The sequence below is a fragment of the Segniliparus rotundus DSM 44985 genome (assembly GCF_000092825.1).
Lineage (GTDB): Bacteria > Actinomycetota > Actinomycetes > Mycobacteriales > Mycobacteriaceae > Segniliparus > Segniliparus rotundus.
On sequence record NC_014168.1, the window covers coordinates 2,469,608 to 2,493,540 of the forward strand.

General features: G+C 67.9%; 8 protein-coding genes. 5 read left to right on the forward strand and 3 right to left on the reverse strand.

Annotated features, from left to right (window positions below; genetic code table 11):
- Window positions 1-2 precede the first annotated feature (2 nt).
- From SROT_RS12165 to SROT_RS12180, 4 genes are read left to right on the forward strand one after another with little or no spacing between them, the layout of a single operon-like run.
- Window positions 3-3,827 carry a type I polyketide synthase gene (locus SROT_RS12165; protein ID WP_013139326.1) on the forward strand — a complete coding sequence of 1,275 codons (3,825 nt, stop codon included), beginning with the start codon at window positions 3-5 and terminating at the stop codon, window positions 3,825-3,827.
- Complete coding sequence (locus tag SROT_RS12170) at window positions 3,828-8,870, forward strand: type I polyketide synthase (RefSeq protein WP_013139327.1); 5,043 nt, start codon at window positions 3,828-3,830, stop codon at window positions 8,868-8,870.
- Window positions 8,867-14,803, forward strand: a complete 5,937-nt coding sequence (locus SROT_RS12175) for an SDR family NAD(P)-dependent oxidoreductase (protein WP_013139328.1) — start codon at window positions 8,867-8,869, stop codon at window positions 14,801-14,803. The genes SROT_RS12170 and SROT_RS12175 overlap by 4 nt, the downstream gene beginning before the upstream one ends.
- A gap of 31 nt (window positions 14,804-14,834) precedes the next feature.
- A complete protein-coding gene (locus SROT_RS12180) occupies window positions 14,835-15,647 on the forward strand; it encodes a class I SAM-dependent methyltransferase (protein ID WP_013139329.1) in 813 nt (270 codons plus the stop codon).
- A gap of 76 nt (window positions 15,648-15,723) precedes the next feature.
- Here SROT_RS12180 and SROT_RS12185 read toward each other — a convergent pair whose 3' ends face one another.
- The gene (locus SROT_RS12185; protein ID WP_013139330.1) at window positions 15,724-19,218 is read right to left on the reverse strand and encodes a non-ribosomal peptide synthetase; all 3,495 of its coding nucleotides are present in this window, start codon (window positions 19,216-19,218) and stop codon (window positions 15,724-15,726) included.
- Window positions 19,219-19,533: 315 nt separating this feature from the next.
- On the opposite strand from SROT_RS12185, the gene SROT_RS12190 reads away from it, so the two are divergent.
- On the forward strand, window positions 19,534-21,006 hold the full coding sequence (locus SROT_RS12190; RefSeq protein WP_041407287.1) for a PPE family protein: 1,473 nt from the start codon (window positions 19,534-19,536) through the stop codon (window positions 21,004-21,006).
- A 91-nt stretch (window positions 21,007-21,097) separates the two neighbouring features.
- Here the strand turns inward: SROT_RS12190 and SROT_RS12195 are convergent, their stop codons facing one another.
- Both SROT_RS12195 and SROT_RS12200 read right to left on the reverse strand, forming a co-directional pair.
- Window positions 21,098-22,474 (reverse strand): PepSY-associated TM helix domain-containing protein, encoded by a 1,377-nt coding sequence (locus tag SROT_RS12195; protein WP_013139333.1) that lies wholly within the window; start codon window positions 22,472-22,474, stop codon window positions 21,098-21,100.
- 97 nt (window positions 22,475-22,571) lie between these two features.
- Window positions 22,572-23,534: a pyridoxal-phosphate dependent enzyme gene (locus tag SROT_RS12200; RefSeq protein WP_342626115.1), complete on the reverse strand. Its 963-nt coding sequence runs from the start codon at window positions 23,532-23,534 to the stop codon at window positions 22,572-22,574.
- Window positions 23,535-23,933 lie beyond the last annotated feature (399 nt).

Genomic DNA, 23,933 nt, shown 5'->3' on the forward strand with positions numbered 1-23,933 from the left:
CCATGCAGCATTCTTCGACACCGGCGGAGCAGCTTCCACTTCAACGCTCCTGGTTGCGGGGCGGGGCCTTCGACCCCGACGGGCATCCCGCGTTGGTGGTCTTCCCGCATGCTGGCGGCGGGGCCTCGTTCTACCGCTCCTGGTTGGCCAATCCGGATTTCTCGGTGAACATCGTGCAGTACCCCGGGCGCGAGGACCGGATCTCGGAAAAACTTCCGCCGAGCCTGGGAGACCTTGCCGACGGCGCGGCCGAGGCGCTCTTGAGCTTGCCCGACCGGCCGCTGTGCCTGTTCGGGCACAGCATGGGGGCGCTGGTGGCCTTCGAGGTCGCGCGGCGGTTGGAATCAGCGGGCCGCTATCCCCAGCTCCGGTTGTGCGTCTCCTCGTACACGGCGCCCCACATCGTCCGCAGCGCTGGATTGTTGGACAGGAACGACGAGGACTTCGCCGCGTACGGGCGTTCCGCCATGGGCGAGGTGGGGGCAGCCAAGGGCGAGGCCAGCGCGTTCGACATCGAGGCGTTGCGCGATCTTGTCATCAGTGGCATGCGGGCCGATTTCCGGCTGGTCGAAGAGTATCGGACCGACCAAAATCCCCCAGTGCAAGCGCCGGTGCTCGTGCTGTGCGGCGCCGACGAGCCCATCGACCCCGCGGATATGGAAGCCTGGGCGCAGGTGACCCGAGGCGGCTGCCGCACGGCGAAATTCCCCGGCGGGCACTTCTACCTCGCCGCGGAACGCGACGCCGTGCTCGAAACCGTGCGCCAATGGTGCGCGGAGCTCGACAACGGCCCCAGCAGGCTGACGGTCGGCAGCGAGTCCGCGCCCCACCCCGACCACGAGGTCCGCGATGACGACGTGGCGGTGATCGGCCTCGCCGCGCGGGTCCCCGGAGCCAAGACCCTTGCCGAGTTCTGGGCGAATCTCTGCGCGGGCATGGAGTCGAACACGTATTTCACCGATGAAGAACTGCTGTCTGCGGGGTTGAAACCCGCGGAGCTCAAGGACCCCCGACTGGTCCGGGTGCGGCCGATCCTGACCGACGTGGCCGATTTCGACGCCAAGTTCTTCGGGTACGCCCCGAGCGAGGCGCGCTCGATCGATCCGCAGCAACGGCTTTTTCTCGAATGCGCCTGGGAGGCTGTGGAATCAGCGGGTTACGACCTGCAACGCTACACAGGTTCGGTCGGCGTGTTCGCGGGCGGCGCGGGCTCGACGTACTACAGGGCGAACCGGTCGGGGGACTACGGGGACCTGAACGGCGCCGAATACCTCCAAGCGGCGCTGGCCACGGAGAACGACTTCCTCCCGGCCCGCGTTTCCTACAAACTGAATCTGCGCGGCCCCAGCATAGGGTTGGGCACCGGTTGCTCGACAGCGCTGACGGCGGTGCACCTCGCGGTGCAAAGCGTTTTGTCGGGCGAGTCCGACATGGCGTTGGCTGGCGGAGCCTCCATCACGTTCCCGCAAACCGCCGGATACGTGGCCTCCGACAGCGGAGCCATTTCCACCTCCGGCCGATGCCGCGCGTTCGACGCGGCCGCCGACGGGACCTTGGTCGGCGACGGCATCGGCGTCGTCTTGTTGAAGCGCGCGTCAAGCGCAGTGGCAGACGGCGATCCTATTCTCGGGATCATCAGGGGGACCGCCGTGAACAACGACGGCGGGAACAAGGCCGGGTTCGCGGCTCCGAGCGTCGCCGGACAGGCAGACGTCATCGCGGAGGCGTTGGGCGTCGCCGAGACGCCCGCCGAGACCATTGATTATGTGGAAACACATGGCACTGGCACGCCCATGGGCGACCCCATCGAGGTCGCCGCGCTCACGGAAGTCTTCCGCAGAGGAGGCGACACCAGAACGCAGGCCTGCCGTCTGGGCACCCTCAAGCCCAACATAGGGCACACCGGCCCCGCGTCCGGAGTCCTCGGGCTCATCAAAGTGCTGTTGGCGTTTCACAACCAGATGTATCCGCCAGCTGCCAACTTCACCACCCCGAACCCGCAGATCGAATTCTCGAAAAGCCCCTTCTATGTTGGCGCGCGTTTGCGGCGCTGGAACGCGCCCGGCGGCAAGCCCCGCCGCGCGGGAGTGAGCGCCTACAGCATGGGCGGCACGAACGCCCATGTCGTGCTCCAGGAACCGCCCCTTGCCCAGAGGCCCCGACCCGCGCAGGAGGGTCCGCAGCTGCTCGTGCTTTCTGCCCGGACAGCGCCAGCGCTCGAATCCATGCGGAAAAACCTGGCACGCCACCTGGAGGAGCATCCTGAACAGGACCTCGCGGCCGTCGCCGCCACACTGCGCCTCGGACGGCGCGCCTTCCGCCATCGCTTTGCCGCTGTGGTCGCGAACTCGTCAGAGGCGCGGGAAGTGCTCCGCGGCGGGGATCGCGCGCCGTCCCGAGGGGGCGTCGCGACAGACAAGCCTCGGCCGGTCGCGTTCCTCTTCCCCGGCCAGGGCAGCCAGTTCAGCGGCATGGGCGCGCAGCTCTACGCGGCTTCTGCGATCTACCGCCAGCACATCGACGAGTGCGCGGAGCGCTTTGCGCCGCTGATCGGCGTGGACTTGCGCACAATGCTCAACACCCCGGGCAATGACGCCTCGGACGGCGAGCTCATGCAGACCCGGCTGACCCAGCCAGCGCTGTTCACCGTGGGCCACGCGCTCGCGCAACTCCTCATCGCTTGGGGGGCGCGGCCGGCCGCCATGCTCGGCCACAGCATCGGCGAGCTGGTCGCCGCGTGCGTCGCCGGGGTTTTCACACTCGAAGAAGGAATCCAGCTGGCGGCGCTGCGCGGCGAACTCATCCAGCAGTGCGAGCCCGGAGCCATGGCTGCCGTCGGCGCGTCGCTCGAAACCGTCACCGCGATGCTTCCGGCGGGAGTGTCGGTCGCGGCGGTGAACGGCCCGGAGCAAATCGTTGTCTCCGGGGCCGCAGAGGGCGTCGAGGCGCTCCAACGAGCGGCGGCGGACGCCGGTGTGCGCTGCACACGGCTCGCGGTGCACCGCGGCTTCCATTCCGCGCTCGTCGACCCGGCGGTCGAGCGTTTCTCGGCCGCTGTGGCGCAGATGCGGTTGCGTGCGCCGCAGGTGCCTTTCATCTCGAATGTGACAGGGTCCTGGATCACCGGGGCACAGGCCGCCGACCCCGAGTACTGGGGCCAGCAGTTGCGCGCGCCGGTGCAGTTCGCCCCTGGTCTCGCGCGATTGTGCGCCGAGCACCCGGACGCGGTCCTTGTCGAGGCTGGCCCCGGCCACAGCCTGCGCGGGATAGCGGCGGCGAACACGAGCAGCCCCGAGGTTGTTTCGATGCTGGGCGACAGGACCGGTGACGCTGCGACCGTTGCCATGGCAGCGGCCGGGCATCTGTGGGCCGCTGGGGCCGAGCTGGAGTGGCAGCACTTCGGGGAGCCGCTGCGGCGCGTGCCCCTGCCCACCTACCCGTTCGAACGGGAGCGGTTGTGGCTGACTCCGCCGAGTTCTGCCGTCGGCAAGGCCGCCGCCCAGGCCGCTGCCGCGCCAGCCGAGCCGGTGTCGCCCGAGGCGGACGCCGGAGCGCCTGTCGATCTCACGGAAAACGAGCTGATCGCGGCGGTCGAGCAGATCTGGTGCGAGGCGCTCGGCGTGAACAGTGTGGAGCCGCATGACAATTTCTTCGACCTGGGGGGCGACTCGCTGATCGCCGCTCGCATCGTCACCGTGATCGGGCAGCGCTGCGACATCAAGGTCTCGGTGGCTGAGCTGTGGGACCAAGGCGCCACCCTCGCCGATCTCGTGGACCTCGTCACAAGCCGCCACAACAGCACGATCGCCACAGGAGGAACACGCTAAATGAGCGAGAACACCGACCTGTCCGCCGCCGAGGCGGAAACGACCGACATCGCGATCATCGGCATGCAGTGCCGCTTCCCAGGAGCGGACGACGTCGACGCGTACTGGTCCCTGCTCACGCACAAGCGAGAAGGCTCGCGAACGTTGGGCAACCTCGACCCGGAACCGGACCTGGTGCGCAACGAGGCCGCTGTCGAAGGAATCGACCTGTTCGACGCGAAATTCTTCGGTTACACGCCAGCTGAGGCCGCGATGATCGACCCGCAGCAGCGGGTGTTCCTCGAATGCGCGTACCACGTCTTCGAACAGGCCGGTCACGACCCTGACCGCTACCCCGGACTCGTCGGCGTGTACGCGGGGTCAGGCCCATCGAACTATTTCATCACCAATGTCCTCCCGCATCTCGGCATCAGCCCGTGCTCTGCGGAGGCGTTGCCCGCTGGATTCGCCAACACACCGTCGTCGCTCCCGAGCCGGGTGTCCTACCACCTCAACCTGACCGGCCCGAGCATCGCGCTGAACACGGCGTGCTCGACGTCGCTGGTCGCGGTGCACCTGGCATGCCAGGAACTGCTGGACTACCGCTGCGACCTGGCTCTGGCCGGTGGCGTGACCGTGAACCCCCAGCCAGGGCAGGGCTACAAGCACGTCGAGAACGGCCCCCTGTCCCCTGACGGCCGCTGCCGGACCTTCGACGCCGACGCAGCAGGCATGTTCCCCGGCGACGGCGTGGGCGTTGTTCTGCTCAAACGCCTGTCCGACGCGATCGCCGACGGCGATCGCGTCCGGGCTGTCATCAAAGGGAGCGCCGTCAACAACGACGGGAACCACAAAACAGGCTTCACCGCGCCCAGCGTCCAAGGCCAAAGCGAAGTCATCGTCGCGGCCCAGGCGGTCGCGGGAGTCGAAGCCAGTTCCATCGGCATGGTCGAAGCGCACGGAACGGCGACGCCGATCGGCGACCCCATCGAGGTGTCGGCGCTCACCAAGGCGTTCCGGGAATCCACAGATCGGACCGGGTACTGCCTGATCGGATCCGCCAAGACCAACATCGGCCACACCGACGCAGCGGCGGGCGTGGCGGGGCTCATCAAAGCCGCCCTGTCCGTCGAACACGGTGTGATACCCGCCAATCTGCATTACAACACCCCGAACCCGCTGCTCGACCTTGACACGAGCCCGTTCCGCGTCGCGGCAGACACTGTCCCCTGGCCCGAGGCAGAGGGACCGAGGCGCGCCGGGGTGAGCGCGTTCGGCATCGGCGGCACGAACGCGCATGTGGTGCTCGAACAGGCGCCGGACCCGGCCGAGGCCGAAGCCCCGCAGGACGCGCCCGCTGAGTCGTTGCTGGTGGTGTCGGCCGCGAGCGCCGCCGCGCTCGACCAGCTCGCCGCGCAATTAGGGGAGCACCTGCACAACCACAGCGACATCCCTCTCGCCGACGTGGCCAACACCCTGCAACTCGGTCGGCGCGAACTGCCGTACCGGCGTTCATTGGTGTGCGATTCGACGGCTCAAGCGGCAACGGCGCTGGCTGCTCCCGCACAGGCGACGCATTCGGGCGACGGCTCCGTGCCGCTGGTGCTGCTGTTGCCAGGGGGCGGGGCCCAGTACGTCGGCATGGGCAAGGGGCTCTACGAGACCGAGGACGTGTTCCGGTCGAGCATTGACGAGTGCGCCGAAATCCTGGCGCGGACATGCGGTATCGACCTGCTCGCCCACCTCTACGGCGACAGCGGGCTCGACGAGGAACGGCTCGATGTGCTTTTCGCGTCCGTGGTGGCGGTCGAGTACGCGCTCGGAACCCAGCTCGCGGCGTGGGGGTTGCGACCGAGCGCGATGCTGGGCCACAGCCTGGGCGAGTACGCGGCGGCATGCCTGTCCGGTGTGATGGACATCGGCCAAGCATTGCCCTTGGTGGCCAAACGTGGCGAGCTGTTCGCCCGGACCGAAGGCGCGACGACGAGCATTGTCCTGGCCGCCGCCGAGGTCGCCCAGCTCATCAGCGGCCGTCTGGTCATTTCCGGCGTCACGGACGCGTCCTCGTGCACAGTGTCCGGGCCCACTGCCGAGGTCGAGGCTCTGGAACAGGAGCTGGAACGGCGCGGCACGCAGTTCCAGCGGGTGCGGGTGTCGATGGCGGTGCACTCCCCCGAGCTGGACCCCGTCCTCGGCGAGTTCGCCGATGTCTTGGCCGAGGTGACACTGCGTGCGCCACAAGTGCCGTACTTGTCGAATGTCACCGGGACCTGGGTCCGCCCGGAAGAGGCGACCGACCCCGCCTATTGGGTCCGGCACAGCCGGGAGCCAGTGCAATTGGCCGCTGGATTCGACACATTGACCAGCCTGCCCGGCGCCGTCTTGTTGGAGGTCGGCCCCGGTATGGCGCTGACGCGGATCGCGCAGCAGCACGAAGCTCCGTTCGCGGTTTTTCCGACCATGCGCCATCGCAGCGACCGGCGCAGCGACCGGCGCGCGCTGCTGACAGCAGTGGGCAAAGCCTGGGAGCACGGCATCGGCGTCGACTGGGCAGTGTTGTCGGCGAACCACCGGGCCTCGCGCGCCGAGTTGCCCAACTACCCGTTCGAGCGGCAGCGGTACTGGCTCACAGCGCCCGAAAACGCGCAGCCCCAGACGCAGGCCCGGTCCGGCGCTGCTGTCCCCGTGTGGCGCAGCAGCGCGCCGACCGCGCCTGCCGCCGCGCTGCCTGCCGGGCGGTGGCTGGTGCTCGTCGGCGACGACGCGTCCGCTCAGCGGTTCGGCGCGGAACTCGCCGATGCCGGCGCTGGCGCGGTCGACCTCGTCGGCCCTGGCCAAGCAGGGTCGCCTGCCGACTACGAGCACATCGTCTTTCTGGCGGACGGGCCTGCGGCCCAGTTGGACCGGGAACGTCACATCGAATTGGCGCGCGCCGTCGAAGCCGCCGGTTCCGATGTGACGGTGCACATTGTTGTCCGCAACGCCTTCGACGTGACTGGGGCCGAAGCGATCGATGTGGCGCAATGGTTGGCGGTCGGCGCCGCGCAATGGCTGCGCCGCAACGCCGAGACACGCGCCGTCGAGCTCGTGGACATGGACCGGCCCGACGCCGGGCGGCTGGTCGCGGAACTGTCGGCCCCTGGAGGCGACCGGACGCTCGCCTACCGCAACGGGCGGCGATGGGTCCTCGACAGCGAGCCGGTCGAGGGGTCGGCTCCGGCGTGGTCGAGCGCCGGGGACGCGTTGCGCGCGGAGCCGGTCGCGGCGTTGGACGAGGGAAGCTCGGCTGAGCCCTCCAAGGATCTGGACGATCTGTGCGCCCAATATGTCTGCGCATACCTGAACAGCGCCGGAGTCCCCCTGGCTCCCGGGGCGGAGTTCTCGCAGGACGAGCTGATCGCCCAGCTGCGAGTGGTTCCGGAGTACCGCAAGATCATCGGCACATTTCTGCGCATCCTGCGCGAGGACGGCATCGTGTCGTGCGAAAACGGCCGGGCGCGGGTGCGGGACGGCGCAACGATTCCCAGCGCGCCCGATCTCGGGCGCTGGTGCGCGGAGCACCCCGAGCTGGCGGCGCAGGCCGAGCTGCTGGAGCAGTGTGTGCGCGGCTACGACGGCGTGCTGCGCGGCGAGGTCGTCGGCAATGAGGTTGTCACGCCGGGCGGGGACGACAGCTTGTACCGGGCAGTCACGGAACAGCGCATCGCGCACAGCGATTTCGCGAAATACCGCGAACTGATCGGAACGACGCTGGCCAGGCTCGCGCGGAACACCACACCGGCGCGGCCGCTGCGGGTCCTCGAAATCGGTGCCGGCCGCGGGTACCTCACCTGGCCGGTGCTCGAAACACTGCGCGGCGCGCCCGCTGGCTCCGTCGAGTACTGCTTCACCGACGTCGGGCGTTCCTTTGTGGTCGCCGCCCAGCGGCAGGCCGAGGCGGCGGGCTTGGATTTCGTCCAGTTCGCCACGCTCGACGTCGTCGCGGAACCGGCGACCCAGAATCTGCCGCTGGGCGGATTCGACATTGTGCTGGCGTTCAACGTTGTGCACGTCGCGCCGGACTTGCCCGCCGCCATCGGCAACACGGCCGCGTTCACCGCTCCGGGCGGGGCGCTGTTCTTGCTGGAAGCCAAGGGCGAGGCGCGATGCGACGCGCTGATCGACCCGCTGTTGACCGGCTGGCTCGATTTCAACGACGGCCTGCGGACCGATTCGCCGCTGATGGCTCCGCAACAATGGGCGGCGCTGCTGGAAGCCAATGGGTTCACCGGCCCGGCCGTGTACGACTCGGGTCCGGCGGGCGACCACGCGTTGCTCATCGCCGAGCGGCGCGCGCCGGTGCGCGTCCTGGACCCGGAGTTCGACCGGGCTATCGCCATGGCGCGCGAGATCGCGGCGTGCGCGCCGTGCGATCGCCGAACGCTGCTCACCGGCCCGTACGACGACTCCCTCGAAGCCGCGCTGGCCGCCGCCTACGCCCAGGGCACAGTGACCGCTCGGCACCGCGCCGGTTGTGGCGACTGGACCTATGTCGACGCATCGGCGTACGAGCGTTCGGCCGCGCCGGCAGACCGGCTCGGCGAGGTGCTCGGCATACCTGCCGTTGCGGCAGTGGCGCTGAGCCATCCGACGGCAGCAGGGCCGCGCGTGAGCCCAGAACGGCCCCCGGCTTCGGCGGAGCCCGCGTCCGCGAAGTCCTCGTTCAACCAGCGGCCACCGCTGTCGACGGAGTACTGCGCGCCGCGAACCGAGTTGGAAGAACGCATTGCGGCGATCTGGCAGCGCTTTTTCGGATATGACCGGATCGGCGTCAACGACAACTTCCTCGAGCTCGGGGGCGAATCGCTGTTGGCCATGCAGATCGCGGCGGAACAGCGCGCCGAGCTCGGGATCGAGGTGAACATGCGCCAAATGGTCGGTTCTGGCACCGTGGCGAATGTCGCCGCGTTCGCCACGGAGGCAGAGCCCGAGGAGTTTGCGCACGCCGCGCCGCCTGCCAGGCGAGGACGCGCCGCGCGCCGCACCGCAGACGGCGCGATCCTGATGGAGGAAGCTCGATCGTGACTGTTGACGTGCCATCTGTTGACGTGCCCGCTGCAGGCTTGGCCTCTGCGGCCGGGACCGAGGAAGAGATCACGCTGTTCCGGGCGTCCTTCGCCCAGCAGCGGATGTGGTTCCTGAGCAAGCTCGACCCCGGCAACCCCCTCTACAACGTTCCCATTATCCTCCAGTTCGACGGAGCGGTGCGTCCCGACGCGTTGCAGCGCGCGCTCGCGGAAATTGTTTCTCGGCACGAGATTCTGCGCACCACATTCGTCGAGTTCGAGGGCGAGCTGATGCAAGCGGTGGCCCAGAGCGCGGCGATCCCGGTGCCCGTGACAGAGATCGAGCCCACGCCGGGGCAGCCCCAGGCCCCGACGCGGCGCGCGGATGTGCGGGCGGCCGTGCGCGACCTCGTGACGGCTCCGTTCGACTTGAGCGCAGGACCGTTGCTGCGAGCGCATTTGCTCGATCTGCGGGACGGGGTGAGCCTGTTCGTCGCGACGATGCATCACATCATCGTCGACGGCTGGTCGATCGGCGTCCTGTGCGAAGAGCTTCGCGCCCTCTACCAAGCCGAAGTCACCGGCGTCGCAGCGGCATTGCCCCCCGTGCGACTGCATATGGGCGACATCGCCGAAGACGAGCGCGAGCGCGCGTCCGGTCCCGCGTACGCGCGGCACCGGGAATACTGGAAAGCGCAATTGGCCGGGGAGCTGACGGCTCCCGAGCTGCCGTTCGACCGCGACCGCCCGTCGCACAGCACATCCCGAGGCGCCTCCCTGGATTTCACCGTGTCGTCCGCCCAAATGGCGGCGATGGCCGCATTGGGCCGGGACATGGACGTCACTGCCTTCATGACGCTGCTCGCGGTGTTCTACACGCTGCTCTACCGCTATAACGGGTCACACGACCAAGTGGTGGGAGCGCCGATGGCGAATCGGGAGGACAGCAGGACCGCGGGTCTGATCGGACTGTTCGTCAACACGATTCCGCTGCGCGCGAGAATCGACCCCGACGCCGGGTTCGCCGAATTGCTCGCCAGTGTCCGCGAAGTGACCCTGGGGGCGTACGAGCACCAGGAACTGCCGCTCGAACAGATCGTCGAGGAAGTGGCCCCGGAGCGTCTTCCGGGACGCAACCCGCTGGTGGCCGTGTTGTTCGCGATGCAAAGCCCACCACCTGCCAATCTGGATTTCGCCGGGTCGAGCGCATCCTTCGTGGGGATGCCGACCGAGGCCACTCGCGCCGATCTGGAACTGCATTTCTGGCCGCGCAAGGACCACATCGCGGCGCAGTTCGTGTACAGCACCGAGCTGTTCGACGCCGCGACGGTCGAGCACATCCGCGACGATTATCTCGCGCTGCTGGATGCGGCGATCGCATCGCCGCATGTGCCGATCCGCAGCCTGCCGATGGGCACGGAGGAGGCGCCTGTCGTCCAGAACCTGGCGCCGCTGCTCGAACACGCCGGAAGTTCCGTCGCGGTCACGGGCGGCGGCGGCGAAATCACCCACGCCGAGCTGCGCGAGACTGCGGCGGCGCTGGCTGAGGCGCTGCCGGAGGCGCGCGGCGGGGTCGTCGCGCTCGCGCTCGAACGCGGACCAGACCTCGTGGCCGCGCTGGTGGCGGCGGTGTCGGTCGGCGCTCAGCGCGTCGTGTGGCTTCCGCCGTCGCACCCCGCCCCGTACCGGGAGCGCGCACTGTGCGAATGGGCGCCTTCGGTCGTGGTGGACGAGGTCCGCGTGGCCGGCGCGCGGGCCGCTGGCACGTCCGCGCCGCTCACGGCCAACGCCGCGGCAGGGCAGCTCGACAGCGGCCTCGCGGAGATGCTCGCGGCATTGCTGCATTCCGGGAGGGTCCATCTGGACCGCCCCGAACCCGTGGCGCGCACGGTGCTGACCGCAGACCGCCGATTCGCGCCGCCGGGCGTGCTCGGCGAGCTCTGTGTGGGCCCACTGGACACAGGTGTGCTCCCCACCGGGGTTCCGGCACGCGTGCGGCGGGACTCCTGCGTCGAGATCGCGCGCGCTCCCCGAGGGATCGCCTGGGACGGCTACCGCTGGGCAGACCTCTCGACCGTCGAAGCAGTGCTCCTGAACAACCCATTGATCGACGACTGCGCGGTGCTGTCACGCCGAACCGATTCGGGAGCCACCGAGCTCGTCGCCTACGTCGCGACCTGCGCCCCGGTCTCCGCGCACCGGTTGTCCGAGCTGGCCCGCGCCGCGTTGCCCGCGCCGCTGACACCGCGCGCGTTCGTGTTGGTCGCCGCCTTGCCAGTGACCAGCACCGGAGCGCTCGACATCGCCGCGCTGCGGCGCTTGCCAGTGATCGACGACGAGCTGATCGCGCAATGGTCGGCGCAACTGCCCGAAGCGACACGGGTGCAGGCTGTGCCCGACATTGCGGAGCCGCCGCGCATCCGGGTGCTCGGTCCGCCTGCGCACGGCGCGCCGGAGCTCGCGGCGCACGCGGCAGAACCGACTCGTGACGAGCTCTCTGTCCTCGATGGCGGCCCAGCGGTCGACCCGACAGTGCTCTCCCTGCCCGACGCGCTGGTCCGGGCGGCACACGAAACCGCAACGACAGAGCTGGTCTTTCTTGACGAATCGGGAGCCGAACGCAGGCTGACCTACGCGGCGCTGCTCGACGCGGCGCGGCGGGTGCTCGGCGGACTGCGCGCATCGGGGCTGGTTCCAGGAGACCTGGCAATTGTCCACCTGCCTCGCAACGACGATTTCACGGCGGCCATATGGGGATGCTTCCTCGGCGGCTTCGTGCCGGTGCCGGTGGCTGCGAACTCGGCCGGCGGCGCCGACAAAACAGCGGAGGCGTGGAACACGCTCGGCCAGCCGTTGGTCATCGGCGAATTCGCGCATCCGGCGGCGCGCACCGCGCTCATCGGCGATCTGTTGGCGCACGAGCCAGACGCCGAACACCACCGTCCCGATCCTGACGCGCTCGCGCTGCTGCTGCTCACCTCGGGCAGCACCGGCACGCCGAAAGGCGTGCAGCTGACGCACCGCAACATTCTCACCCGGTCGGCGGCGACCGCGCAGATGAACGGTTTCGGCTCGGCTGATATCTCGTTCAACTGGATGCCGCTGGAGCATGTCGGCGGCATCGTCATGTCCCATTTGCACGACGTGTATGTCTGCTGCCAACAGGTCCACGCCGCCACATCGTGGGTGCTCGCGGACCCGTTGCGCTGGCTGGCCGTCGCCGACCGCTACCGGGTGAGCACAACGTGGGCTCCGAATTTCGCGTTCGGACTCATCGCCGACCGGCTTGCGGAGACGGCCGAGCCGGAACGGTTCGACCTCTCGCCTTTGCGGTTCATTCTCAATGGCGGCGAGGCTATCGTGCCGCGCACCGCACGGCGGTTCCTCAGGATGATGGAGCAATTCGGCCTGCCCCGGACCGCGATGCGGCCGTCATGGGGGATGTCGGAGACCTCCTCCGGGGTTCTGTACTCGGAAACGTTCTCGCTGGAGACGACCACCGACGCCGACCAATGCACCGAGTTGGCGAAACCGCTCCCAGGGACTCGGATGCGGATTGTCGACGCGGACGACAAGGTTGTCCCTGTCGGCGCGGTGGGCCGGGTCCAGATCAGCGGCCCCACGGTCACGCGCGGGTATTACGCCGACGCGGAGCGCACCGCGGAAGCGTTCACCGCCGACGGCTGGTTCGACACCGGCGACCTCGGGCGGATCCAGCATGGCGCGTTGGCGCTCACCGGCCGGGCCAAGGACGTCATCATCGTCCATGGCGTGAACTACACCTGCCACGAGATCGAATCCGCAGTCGAAGAATCCCCCTTCGTGATGCGCTCCTACTCCGCAGCGGTCGCGGTGCGGCCCGAGGGCAGCGACACCGACGCGTTGGCGATCGTGTTCAGCCCCCAACCCGAAGCCGCGGAGGACGAAGCTTTCGCCGATATCCGCGCCCGCGTGTTGGCAGTCGGCCCGAACCCTGATTTCCTGATTCCCGTTGCGCCGGAGAACATCCCGAAAACCGATATCGGCAAGATTCAACGCACCTTGCTGCGGGAACGGTTCGCCGCTGGCGAATTCGACCATGCGATCCGAGGCCAAGGAGCGGGCGCAAGCGCAGCGAACACCTTGCCGAACTGGTTCTTCCAGCCAGTTTGGCATCGGCGCGAGCGGGCTCGGCGCAGCGCCGTCGTGGAAGGCGGTGTGCTGATCACGGGCGAGCCAGGAGCGCTCGGGGCGCAGCTGGCGGAGCAATTGGGCGCGCGCGGCGTTCCGGTGGCGCGCGCGGACGCGAAGGACGTCGCCGCAGGTTTGGGCTCGTGCGCAGGGCAAACAGCGATCCGTGCCGTCGTGTGCTGCATCGCGGAGCAACCCGGGCACGCGAACCCCGACAGTTCGCAGGAGGCGTTGCCAGCCAGCGTTTTCGAAGTCGCGCGGATACTTCGGGGCTTGGCTGGCGAGAGCCAGCCGCCCGCGCTGTACGTCGTCGGCTGTGGGACGCAGGCGGTCACCGACACGGACGCGGTCGAAAGCGGCCTCGCGACAATTCCGGCGCTGCTGCGCAGCGCGGTGGCCGAGACGCCTGGGCTGCGGGTGCGCTTCATCGACCTGGACCCGGACGATCCGGGCGCCGGAGCCCATCACGTGGCTGGCGAACTGGGCGAAACCGCCCACGACGGAGAAATCGCCTACCGGGGCGGGGTTCGCTGGGTCAAAGGGCTTGAACGGCTGCCTGACGAGCCTGGCGCCCCAGCCGACATCGCGCCTGGCACGCTGCACCTGATCAGCGGGGGCCTCGGCGGGCTGGCCTATGAGCTGGCCCGGCTGCTGGTAGAACGCTTTCACGCTCGGGTGCTGCTCATCGGGCGCCGCGATCCGGCCCCCGGACAGCTCGCAGCCCATCGGCGCCTGTCTGAGGCCGCAGGCCATGAGGCAGTGCGATACCACGTCGCTGACGTGTGCGATGTCGGCCAAGTGTGGAACGCGGTCACGGAGAGCGAGCATGACTGGGGCGCGCAGCTGTCCGGTGTCTGGCATCTGGCCGGCGCGTACCGCGAACAGCCGATGGCCACAACGACGGAAGCCGAACTCGCGGATGTCGCCAAGGCGAAAGTCGCAGGAGTCCGCGCCTTGCATCAGATCGCCTTGCGCCGGCCCGGCGTCCGCTTCGTGTCCTTCTCCTCAGTCAACGGATTTTTCGGGGGCGCTGGCGTCGGCGGATACTCGGCCGCGAACGCCTATCTGGACGCGTTCACCCTGTATCAACGCCGCAACTGCGGCATCGCCGCGCAGAGCATTGCGTGGACGATGTGGGACCACATCGGGATGTCGGCTCATGTGGAGCACCCGGAGCTCACTCGGGCAAGGGGCTACCATGTCCTCAGCAGATCCGATGGGCTCAACTCGCTGTTGATCGCGCTGGCCCACGACGCGCCGCACATTCTCGTCGGTCTCAATGACGCCAAGCCCATGGTCCGCGCGCGTTTGGCCGGGTTGGCTCCGACCAAGCACCTGCTTGTGGCAGATCTGCCGCAAGCCGCCCCCGAACGCGCTGGCGTGCTCGTGCACGACCGATACGGCTGTGTCGTGCCGACTCGTGTCGAATCGCCCAACGCCGCCCGCGAATGGGTCGCGGCGCGCGATGACACCGAACGCCGGCTGTCCGCCATCTGGCAACAGGTTCTCGGTTCCGACAACTTCGGTGTGACCGACAGTTTCTTCGAAATCGGCGGGAACTCCGTGCTGCTGGCTCTGGCGCACAGACTGGTGCAGGAAGCGTTCGAACGGTCCATCGCGCTCGTCGATCTGTTCCGCTATCCGACGGTCAGCACCCTGGCGGCGTATCTGTCCGGCACCAGCACGGCGCCCGATCCCGGCGATCCGAAATCTGACTTTGGCAGCGACCGCGCGCGAATCCGCAAGGAAGCGCGCCGACGCACACGCCCGAGCCGCGCATGAGCGAGCATCACGCCGACAAAAGGAGCCACTGATGACAGAAATCGAGCTGCGCGGAGCGGCCGAGACCGCGATATGGACGCTCTACACCCGCGCTGTCGAAGCGCAACGACCCGATAGCGTCTTGGACGATCCCACATGCGTCCAAGTGTTCGAGGCGATCGATTATCCTTATGAGCGCACATTCGGAAAAGACCAGTCGGGAATCCATGGCGAGAAATCACGGATCTTCGACACCGTCGTGCAGGGATGGCTGGCCGAGAACCCTCGTGGCACAGTCGTCGAGCTGGGCGCTGGCCTGGAAACCGAGTTCCACCGCGTGGACAATGGCACTGTTTCCTGGATATGCGTCGATCTCCCAGAAGTGATCGCAGTGCGGAACAGGTTCCTCCCTGCCACCGAACGGTGCCGCAACGTCGCCGCCGATGTGCGCGATCTGTCCTGGTGCGACCAAATCGAGGCAGGACCTGTCCTTGTCACCGCGCAAAGTCTGCTCATGTTCCTCAGCGAAGAGCAGGCGCGGGAGCTGGTCGTTGCCATCGTCAAAAAATTTCCCGGCGCGGAGATCGTTTTCGACGTCATTTCGCCGACAGTGTCCAAGAGGACCATCAAAGGGTACGACCTGACGGAGCATTACCGATTCCCGGTGTTGCACTGGGGCGTGAAGAAAAAAGACATCGCCGCGCTGGTGCGGCAATGGCATCCGGATCTGCGCATTGTGAAGACGCACAGTTTCGGCGCGGTCCACGGAATGCAGAAGGCGATCAAACCGCTCGCGCTGCGGCTTCCCGGTCTGCGCGAAATCCTGCCAAACGTCATTCATGTGCAAAGCCGCGCCGACCGATGACCCCGCCGGGCGCGCGGGTCCGCGCAGCGACGTCCCGCCGCCGGCCTCCTCCCCCGACGGCGTCGGCATGCTCGCGCTAGGGCATCGGCATGGCGGCGACCTCTAAATAGACCTCAGCCACCTTTTCGAGCCGACCGGGTTCGGCTTCTTTGGCCTGCAACCGCTCCGCAAGCCCGGCCACAGTGCGAGCGGCGAAGAAGTCGGCGACGGCCGCCTGCGGCGAGTCAAGCCAATCCCGGATCTGCGACACGGCTTTGATCGCCAGAATCGAATCGACCCCGAAGCTGAAAAAGTCGTCCAGGACGCCGATCTCGCCGCCCACCACCTCGCCGAGGATGCGCACAAGCGCTGCCTCCAAGGAAGTGCGCGGGCTGACGCCTTCCTGCGCTTGCGCGGCTGTCTCGACCAGCTTGCGCACGGCGGCCCGGTCGAGTTTGCCCACAGCGGTCAGCGGCATGGCTTCGAGCAAGACGACTGTGTCGGGAACCATGTGCGCGGGCAGAGCGCAACCGAGCGCAGCCCGGACGCTGTTCGCGTCGAGATCAGCCCCAGCCTCGACCGAAACAGCGCCGACCAGCCGTGTCGTCACGCCCTCCAGAGGCACGACCACAGCCCTCGCCACACCAGGAATCCGCCGCAGAGCGGTCTCGACCTCGCCGAGCTCCACGCCATAGCCGCGCACCTTGATCCGATGGTCCATGCGCCCGACGAATTCGAGCACACCGTCCGGCCAGCACCGAACCAGGTCGCCGGTGCGATACCAACGCTCGCCCTGATACTGCACGAACCGCTGCTCCGTGCGCTCGGGATCGCCCCGGTAGCCCTCAGCGATCCCGGCTCCGCCGACCCAGTACTCCCCTGGCACCCAATCCGGGCAGTCCTCGCCGCGAGGATTCACCACCCGGCACCGCACACCGGCGAGGGGCCGCCCGAACGGGATGGCCCGCCAATGCGCGGGCGGGCTGCCCTCTTCGTTCGGCACTTCGAAAACTGTGGAATGGATCGCCGTCTCCGTCGCGCCGCCCAAACCAGCGAAACGCGTCTGCGGCGCGCGGACGCGCAGGCGCCGCGGCAGGTCGGCGCTCACCCAATCGCCGCCGGCGAGCGCGACGCGCAAGGAGGGGAGATCGCCCGAGCTGGCGTCGAGCAGCAGGTCGAGCCAGCCGGGCATCCAACCGATGTAGGTGACCTCGTGCGTGCGCATGAGCTGCGCCCACAGGGCCGGCTCCTGGCGCGAGGCCTCCTCGATGACGACAACCGAGCCGCCGACGCTGAACATGCCGAAAATGTCGAACACCGACCAGTCGCACTCCAACGGGGAGAGCGACAAGCATCGGTCCGTCTCGGTGATCCCGAACCGGTCCACGACAGCTGCGATGGTGTTCATGGGGGCCCCGTGCCGAAGCTCGACGCCCTTCGGCTCGCCGGTCGAGCCAGAGGTGAAGAGGACATACGCGAGATCGTCCGCAGTCACCGCAACGGGCTCCGGCAACGGCCTGGGATGCTCTGTCGCGCTCGTGGCCGACACGGCGGGAACCGTGCCCGCCCAGGCTTCGACGGAAGCGGCCGCGACGTCGTCCGGCGCGATCACAGCAGCGATTCTCGCAGTTCGCGCGATCTGCTGGCGCCGCGCTTGCGGCTGGTCCACGCCAACTGGCACATACACCCCGCCGCTGGCGAGCACGCCCAGCAGAACCGGGATCTGCGCCGCGCCTTTCGCCAGGGCGACGGCGACGGCTTCGCCGCGCCGCACACCGAGCTCGGCGAGGGCGCCCGCGACGGCGAGCGCCTGACGGCGCAGCTCTGCGTAGGTGGTGACCGAGCCGTCCTCGGCGATGACGGCGACCGCGCCCGGATTGCGCTCGGCGTTTTCAAAGAACCCGGTGTGCAGCGCGCGCTGGGTGTCGGAGGCGGGGGCGGAGGCTCGCAGCGCTTCGCGCACCTCGCGCTGCCGCGCGGGCAGCGCGCCTTGGCCCGAAAGCGCGGCCCACTGCTCGGGGTCGGTCGCGAGCCGTTCGATTTCCGCTGTGTACCAGGCGAACATCGCCTCGACAACGCCGGGACGCAGCAACGGCTCGCGCACGTCCCAGTTGAGCAGGAGCCCGCCGTCGATTTCGGTGACCTGCGCGTCGAGCGCCACCTGTGGGCCTTGAGAAAGCACATGCACCGGCTTGCCGAATGTTTCGGCCACCCCCTGCGCGAAGAGTTCCCCCAAACCGATGGCGCTCGTGTACACCACAGGGGCGAGGATCTGCTCGCCGTGCAGGCGGCTGAGGTCCCGCAACACGTTCAGCCCTGAGTACGCGCTGTGCGCCGCCGCCTCGTGGAATGATTGTTGCAGGCTGCAGGCGCGCTCGCCGACTGTCTGGGGCTCGGCGAGGTCCACGCTCAGCATCACGGAGGAGGTGAAGTCGCCGACGACCCGGTCGAGCCGAGAATCGGCCGCGTCACGGGTGAACAACGGCAGGTTCAACAAGAACTTGGGGTTGGCCGACCAGTTGCCGATCGCGGTGGCGAAGATCGAGGCAAGCGCCATCGCCGGCGTCACGCCCCGGGAGCGGCAACGCTCGAACAAAGCCTGCTTGCGCTGCGGCGAGAGCCAGTAATGGCGCCGCGTCGCGCGGGGCGAATGGGCGAGACCGGACTCCGCCTCGGGCAGAACCGGCAGCTCCGGCGGGGGCGGCAACGCAGCAAGGCGCTCTGCCCACCACGCCCGGTCCGTCTCTTCGCGCGAGTCCGCGACGGCGCGTTTTCGTTCCAGGTGCTCCTGGAAGGTGATGCTCAGCGGTTCGAGCCGCTCGCCCCGGTAGAGCGCCGCGAGATCGGCGACCAGCACGCGGTAGCTCATCGCGTCAGCGGCGATCATGTCCACGTCCAGGCACAGCCTGCTCCGCCCGTCCGGCAGCGAGACGAGCAGGACGTCGAAGACCTGGCCCTCGTGCACTGCGAGATGCTGATGGCTCTTTTGCTCGCGGATCAGTTCGAGCCGCTCTTGCGCGTCGTGCTCCGCAAGCGCGCCGAGGTCCTCATGGGCGAACACCTGCCCGCCCGCGGCCGGCAGCACCCGCTGCGCCCCTTCGGGAAGGATCTGCACGCGCAGCATCGGATGGCGCTGCACCAGCAGGTCCACGGCGGCCTTCAGCCGCGCCGGGTCCACATGCGCGCCGTCGAACTCCACATACAAATGCGCCGCGACGCCGCCGAGCCGCTGTCCGCCGTCGCGGCCGACCCATTGCGCGTGCTGCATCGCCGCGAGCGGGAAAACCTTGCCGGCGCTCGCCAGTTCGCCGGCCTGGACCGGGGCGGCCGAAGATCGGACCGCCGGGGAGGGCTTTTTCGGCGCGTTCTGCAAGAGCGCATGCCATCCGGCCAGCGTCGGAGCCGCGGCCAACGCCCCGAACGCCACATCGACCCCCTGTTTGCGCCATGCGCCCGCGAGGGACATCATCCGGATCGAGTCGAGGCCCAGCGAGATGAGGTCCGCGTCCGTCGCGAGCGAGTCCGGCGGAACAGCCAACACGCCAGCCACCTGATGACGTATCTTTTCTAAAGAAATCACCGGCTCGCTCACGCAAGCTCCTTCCACTCCTGCGACGTTGGCTCAGTCCGCATTTGACATCCGGTCCTCGGAATTCGGCACCCAGAGTAGCATAGGCTAACCTTACTTTCCTCCGCATGACAGGGGGCTGCGGGTGGATTACACTAGGAAAGTTATGCTAGCCAAACCTAAACCATGCTTCGCCGCGGCGCCGGTGGTCGCCGCGGGGGTTGGCCGCCGCGCGCTCGGGGACGTGAGCCGCCGGGCGCGGTCCTCGGCGCAAACCCTCCGCGAAGCGCGGCCCGTGCTCCTTGCGCCACAGGAAAATTCGGAGGTTCTGTTGTGACTATGCCGGGGTTCTTCGGGTTGCCGCCCGAGATAAACAGCGCTTTGTTGAGCTCAGGCCCAGGCGCCGGGCCTTTGCTCGGGTCGGCGAGCGCATGGTTGTCGCTGGCGGGCCAGTACGCGCTCGCCGCAGAGGAGCTGATGGGCTCCTTGGCGGAGTCGATCGCGGTCTGGGAGGGCCCAGGCGCGGAGGCGTTCCGCGCCGCGCACGCCCCCATGCTCGCGTGGCTGGAAGAGCAGTCCGCCGAGGCGGGAGCCGCAGCAGCGCGGCACACCGGCGTCGCAGCGGCCTATGACGCGGCCCTCGCCGCGATGCCCCCCCTCGCCGAGATCGTCGCGAACCGCACCACGCTCGCGACCCTGCTCGGCACCAATTTCCTGGGCATCAACACCATCCCCATCGCCGTCACCGAGGCCGACTACGTCCGCATGTGGCTCCAAGCCGCCAGCGTCATGGAAGGCTACCAAGCAGCGGCCGAAGCCCTCACCGACAACGCCTCGCAACCCCAGCCCGCACCGCGCCTGCTCAAGAACAACGCCCGCGCCTTGAACGCCCAAAACTTCATGCAAACCCCCGGCAACAACAATCCGGACCTGCTCCGCCTGCTCGAACTCGGCGTGGACGATCTCATGAGGCTCGTCGACGATGTTGTGAAACTCGGCGAACGGGCAGTGGGGTCCCTGCTCGCGCTGTTGGGCTTGCTCCCGCTGGTCGCCGTGGGCGCCTATCTCGTTGCTTCGCAAGGGTTCTGGCTGGTCTGGGCGGCGATTTTCGCGGCGCCGGTCCTCATTCCGGTGTTGCTCGGCACGCTCATTCCGATGCTGCAGCCCCACGTCGAAGCCGAGGAGCCTGACGACGACCGCGAAGAGCAGAAGGGACAACCGGAGCAGCCCGAGACAGCGCGGCCGAAACAACACCAGCTCATACCCGTGGGCACGGTGGCTCCCCCCGGGACATCGGCTCCTGCCTCCTCGACCCCCGCCCCCCAGGCCCCGCCTGCGCCGTCGGCGCCCGCCGCGCCGGCGCCCAGCGCGCCGCCGGGCTTGAGCCTGTACGCGGTCGAAGGAGACTGGGGGGGCGGCGGCGGCGAGAAATTCGGGCCGGGGGCCACCACCGGCTCCTCTGCTTCATCCAGCTCCTCATTGGCGAGCGCGGCCGCCGCCGCGCAGAGCTTGCAAGACTCCGCGAAACGCAAGCAAAGCCAAGCCGCACGCGTCAGGGGCCGGGCGAGGGGCCGCAAAGTCGTACTCGAAGAAGACCAACGGATGCGCGCCGACGGGCACATGGACCTTGCGGAGGAGCCCGCGCTCGCCCCGTCCGCTTCCGAGGTCGGCGGCGGGCTTCTCGGCGCCAGCGGAGCCAACCCGCTCATCAACCCCAGCGCGTCCGGATTCCAAAAGCTTCCCGACGGGGCCTTCCAGACCGGGCCGACAGCGCCCATGCTCCCCACCAACTGGAACCCGGACAGCGAATAAACTCCGAGCGACGCGCAACGGCGCCTGGAAAACCGAAGACAGCCCTCTTCGGCCCAAAGCGCTGCCTCGGACCTGGACCGAAGTGACATTCTCACACGTCGGCGCTGGTTTTCCTCTGCGCGAGCAGATGCGCCAACGCGTCAGCCAGGACGAAGGAGACAAGACTCGCGCCGAGCAGCGGGAAGAACCAGCCGATCAGCCCGAGCCCAGCCACTGCCGCAGTGGCGGCAGAGGGAGACAGACGGGTGAGCGCGCCGCTTTTGGGCAGAGGGCCGAACGCGGAGCCCGAACCTTGCGGACGACGTTGCCACCACATGACGTAGCCACGCACGATCAAGGTGATCAGGCAGATCGCGACGCACGCCAGCGCGATCTGATTGGTGATTCCGAGCGTGATCCCCATGTGCAAGCCGATCGCGATCTCCGCCGCCTTCGCCATGAACGGCCAATGCGCCCAATCCCGATACTGCAACACCGCGCCTGTGGCGGGGTCGAAAGACGCGACGCCCATGCGGAACGGCAGGTCGCGCTTGCGCTCGTTGACCTGCCAGGTTTGACTGGTGTTCGTTGCCGGCGCGATCCAGATCGGGTCGAGCATGCCGAGCTTGCGGGCGGCGGCCTCCACGACGTCGAACTTTTTGATCTGTTCGGCTTCAGCGACAGGGGTTCCGCGAGCGCTCTGCGCTCCGGGCAGTTGCTTGCTCACCGTTGGCACGCTCCAGCCGAACACGGCGCGCAGGTCGCTGATCGATTGGCCGGCGTGTTGGGACCAGGTCAATCCGGACGCGGACAGGGCAAGGAGCCCGAGGAGGGCCCACACACCGACCGCGCCGTGCCAGGACAGCGTCCGAGACCGGCCGCGCGCGGACCGGTTTGGGACCAAAAACGCGCGCAACGCGAAAGGAGCGGCATGACGCGCTGTCCAGAGCGCGAGCCCTGAGAGCGCGATGAGCCAGAGCCAGCTGGCCGCGAGCTCGCTGTAGTTGCGCCCGAATTCGCCCAGGTGCAGGTTGCGGTGCAGCTCGTCGATCCAGGCCCGCGCGGGAAGCCACTCGCCGTACGTTGTCTCAGCGCCCAGGACCTCGCCCGTGTAGGGGTCGACGAACACGGTCCGCGAATAGCCCTCGGCCATGCCGTCGACCGTCAGGAGCACCCGGGTTGTGCCCGTCGCGGACGGCGCTGGGCTGACTTTGAAAATCCTGCCCTCGGGATGCGCAGCTCTCGCGGACGCTATCTGCGCGCTGATCGGCATGCGCTGTCCGCCAGAGTGGCCGACGGACAGCTCGTGCTGGTAAAGCGCCCGGTCAAGCTGGGGGGAGAATGTGTACATGAGCCCGCTCAGCGCGGCGAGGAACAAAAACGGAGCGACGAGTATCCCTCCGTAGAAGTGCAGGCGGAGCACGAAGGGCCGCAAGCCTTCTGGCGCTGCGGCCTCGGGCTTCTCTCTTGTCGTCGGGGACTTCGTCACAGTCGCCAGTGTCCCACGGGGCGCGGGCGTTGGCGCGTTCGCCAGCGGCCGCCGAGACGGTTCATCGCTATCGGTTTCCTTCGTGCTCGGCGCGGGTTCAGGCGGTCGCCGTGAGAGGTTTCTTCTTCCAGAGGTCTGCGATGGCCTCGCCAGCTCCCCCCCTGCGCCCCCAGTGCATCCGTGACCATGGCATGGCGAGATCCGCCCGATCCTCGACCGCGAATGGCTCCAATTGCTCGACAGGGTCCGCCAGCTGGTAACGGGTGAAGACGGAGTCAACATAGCGGTGCCCGGTGTCCGGGGCGACGAACAGCGTGGCGCGCGCCGGATCTCGGCGGTGCTCCCACAGAGCGGCGAGGTACGCGGCTCCGCTCGACAGTCCAGCGAAGACTGCATGCTCACGCAAGAGGCTGATGGCTCCGGATAAAGCAGCAGTGAACGAGATCCAGTGGACCACGTCGAAGAGATTGGGGGCGACGTTGTCGAAATGGATGGAACTCCCGATGCCCGCGATGATGACCTCGGGGTCTTCGACATGCTCGGCTCCGAAGGTCACCGAGCCGAACGGCTGCACGCCGACGAGGGTGGTGTCGACCCCGTTCTCTCGCAACGCTGTCGTCAACCCCCCTGAGGAGGCCCCGGTGCCGACAGGCCCGACAAGCGTCAGCTCCCGCACGCCGAGTTCGTGGGCGATCATCGCCGCGACCGCGCGGTAGCCGAGGTAGTGCACACGGTCGTGGTACTGGCGCATCCAATGGTATTCGGGATGCTGCCCGAGGATCTCTCGGATGCGGGCGACCCGCCGGTTCTGGTCGAGTTTGAGATTCGACGAGGAAGGCATCTGCTCCAGCCGCACACCGAGGACAGCTAATTGTGCGCGCAAAGTGGCGTCAATCGTGGTAGACCCGACAATATGGCACTGAAGCCCGTACCGGTGACAGGCCAAAGCCAAGGCGTGCGCGTAAATCCCGCTGGAACTGTCGATCACGGTGTCCCCGGGAATAATGGTCTTGGAGTCGAGAAGGCTCTTCACCGCGGTGAGCGCGGAGACCACTTTCATTGTCTCGAAGCGTAAGCACACCAAGCGATTTTCGAGTCGGATCAGATCAGGCTGCCCGACTGCATCAGCGAAATGTTCGTGCATAGTTTCCTCTTTTCCGTTCCTTGCATTTGTCATCCGTCCAGCCTTTGCTCCGCGCCGACGCGGACATGTCGCGCGGAGACTCGTGCGCCAAAAAAGGAGCGCACGGCTCTCTCGATAAAGGATGCCGATGGAGAAATAGGCGTGCGCGACTTTTCAAAGACGAGAAAGGGGCGCTCGCGACTCTCTGAAGAACAAGTCGTTTCGGTTCGCGAGAAAGTTCCGGGAGAGAATGTGAAATGTTTGTGTTCTGCCGCAATTGCAGGCTCGAGCGCCCTGAAGTGGGAAAAGTTCCCGAGAATAACGTGATGCATATCA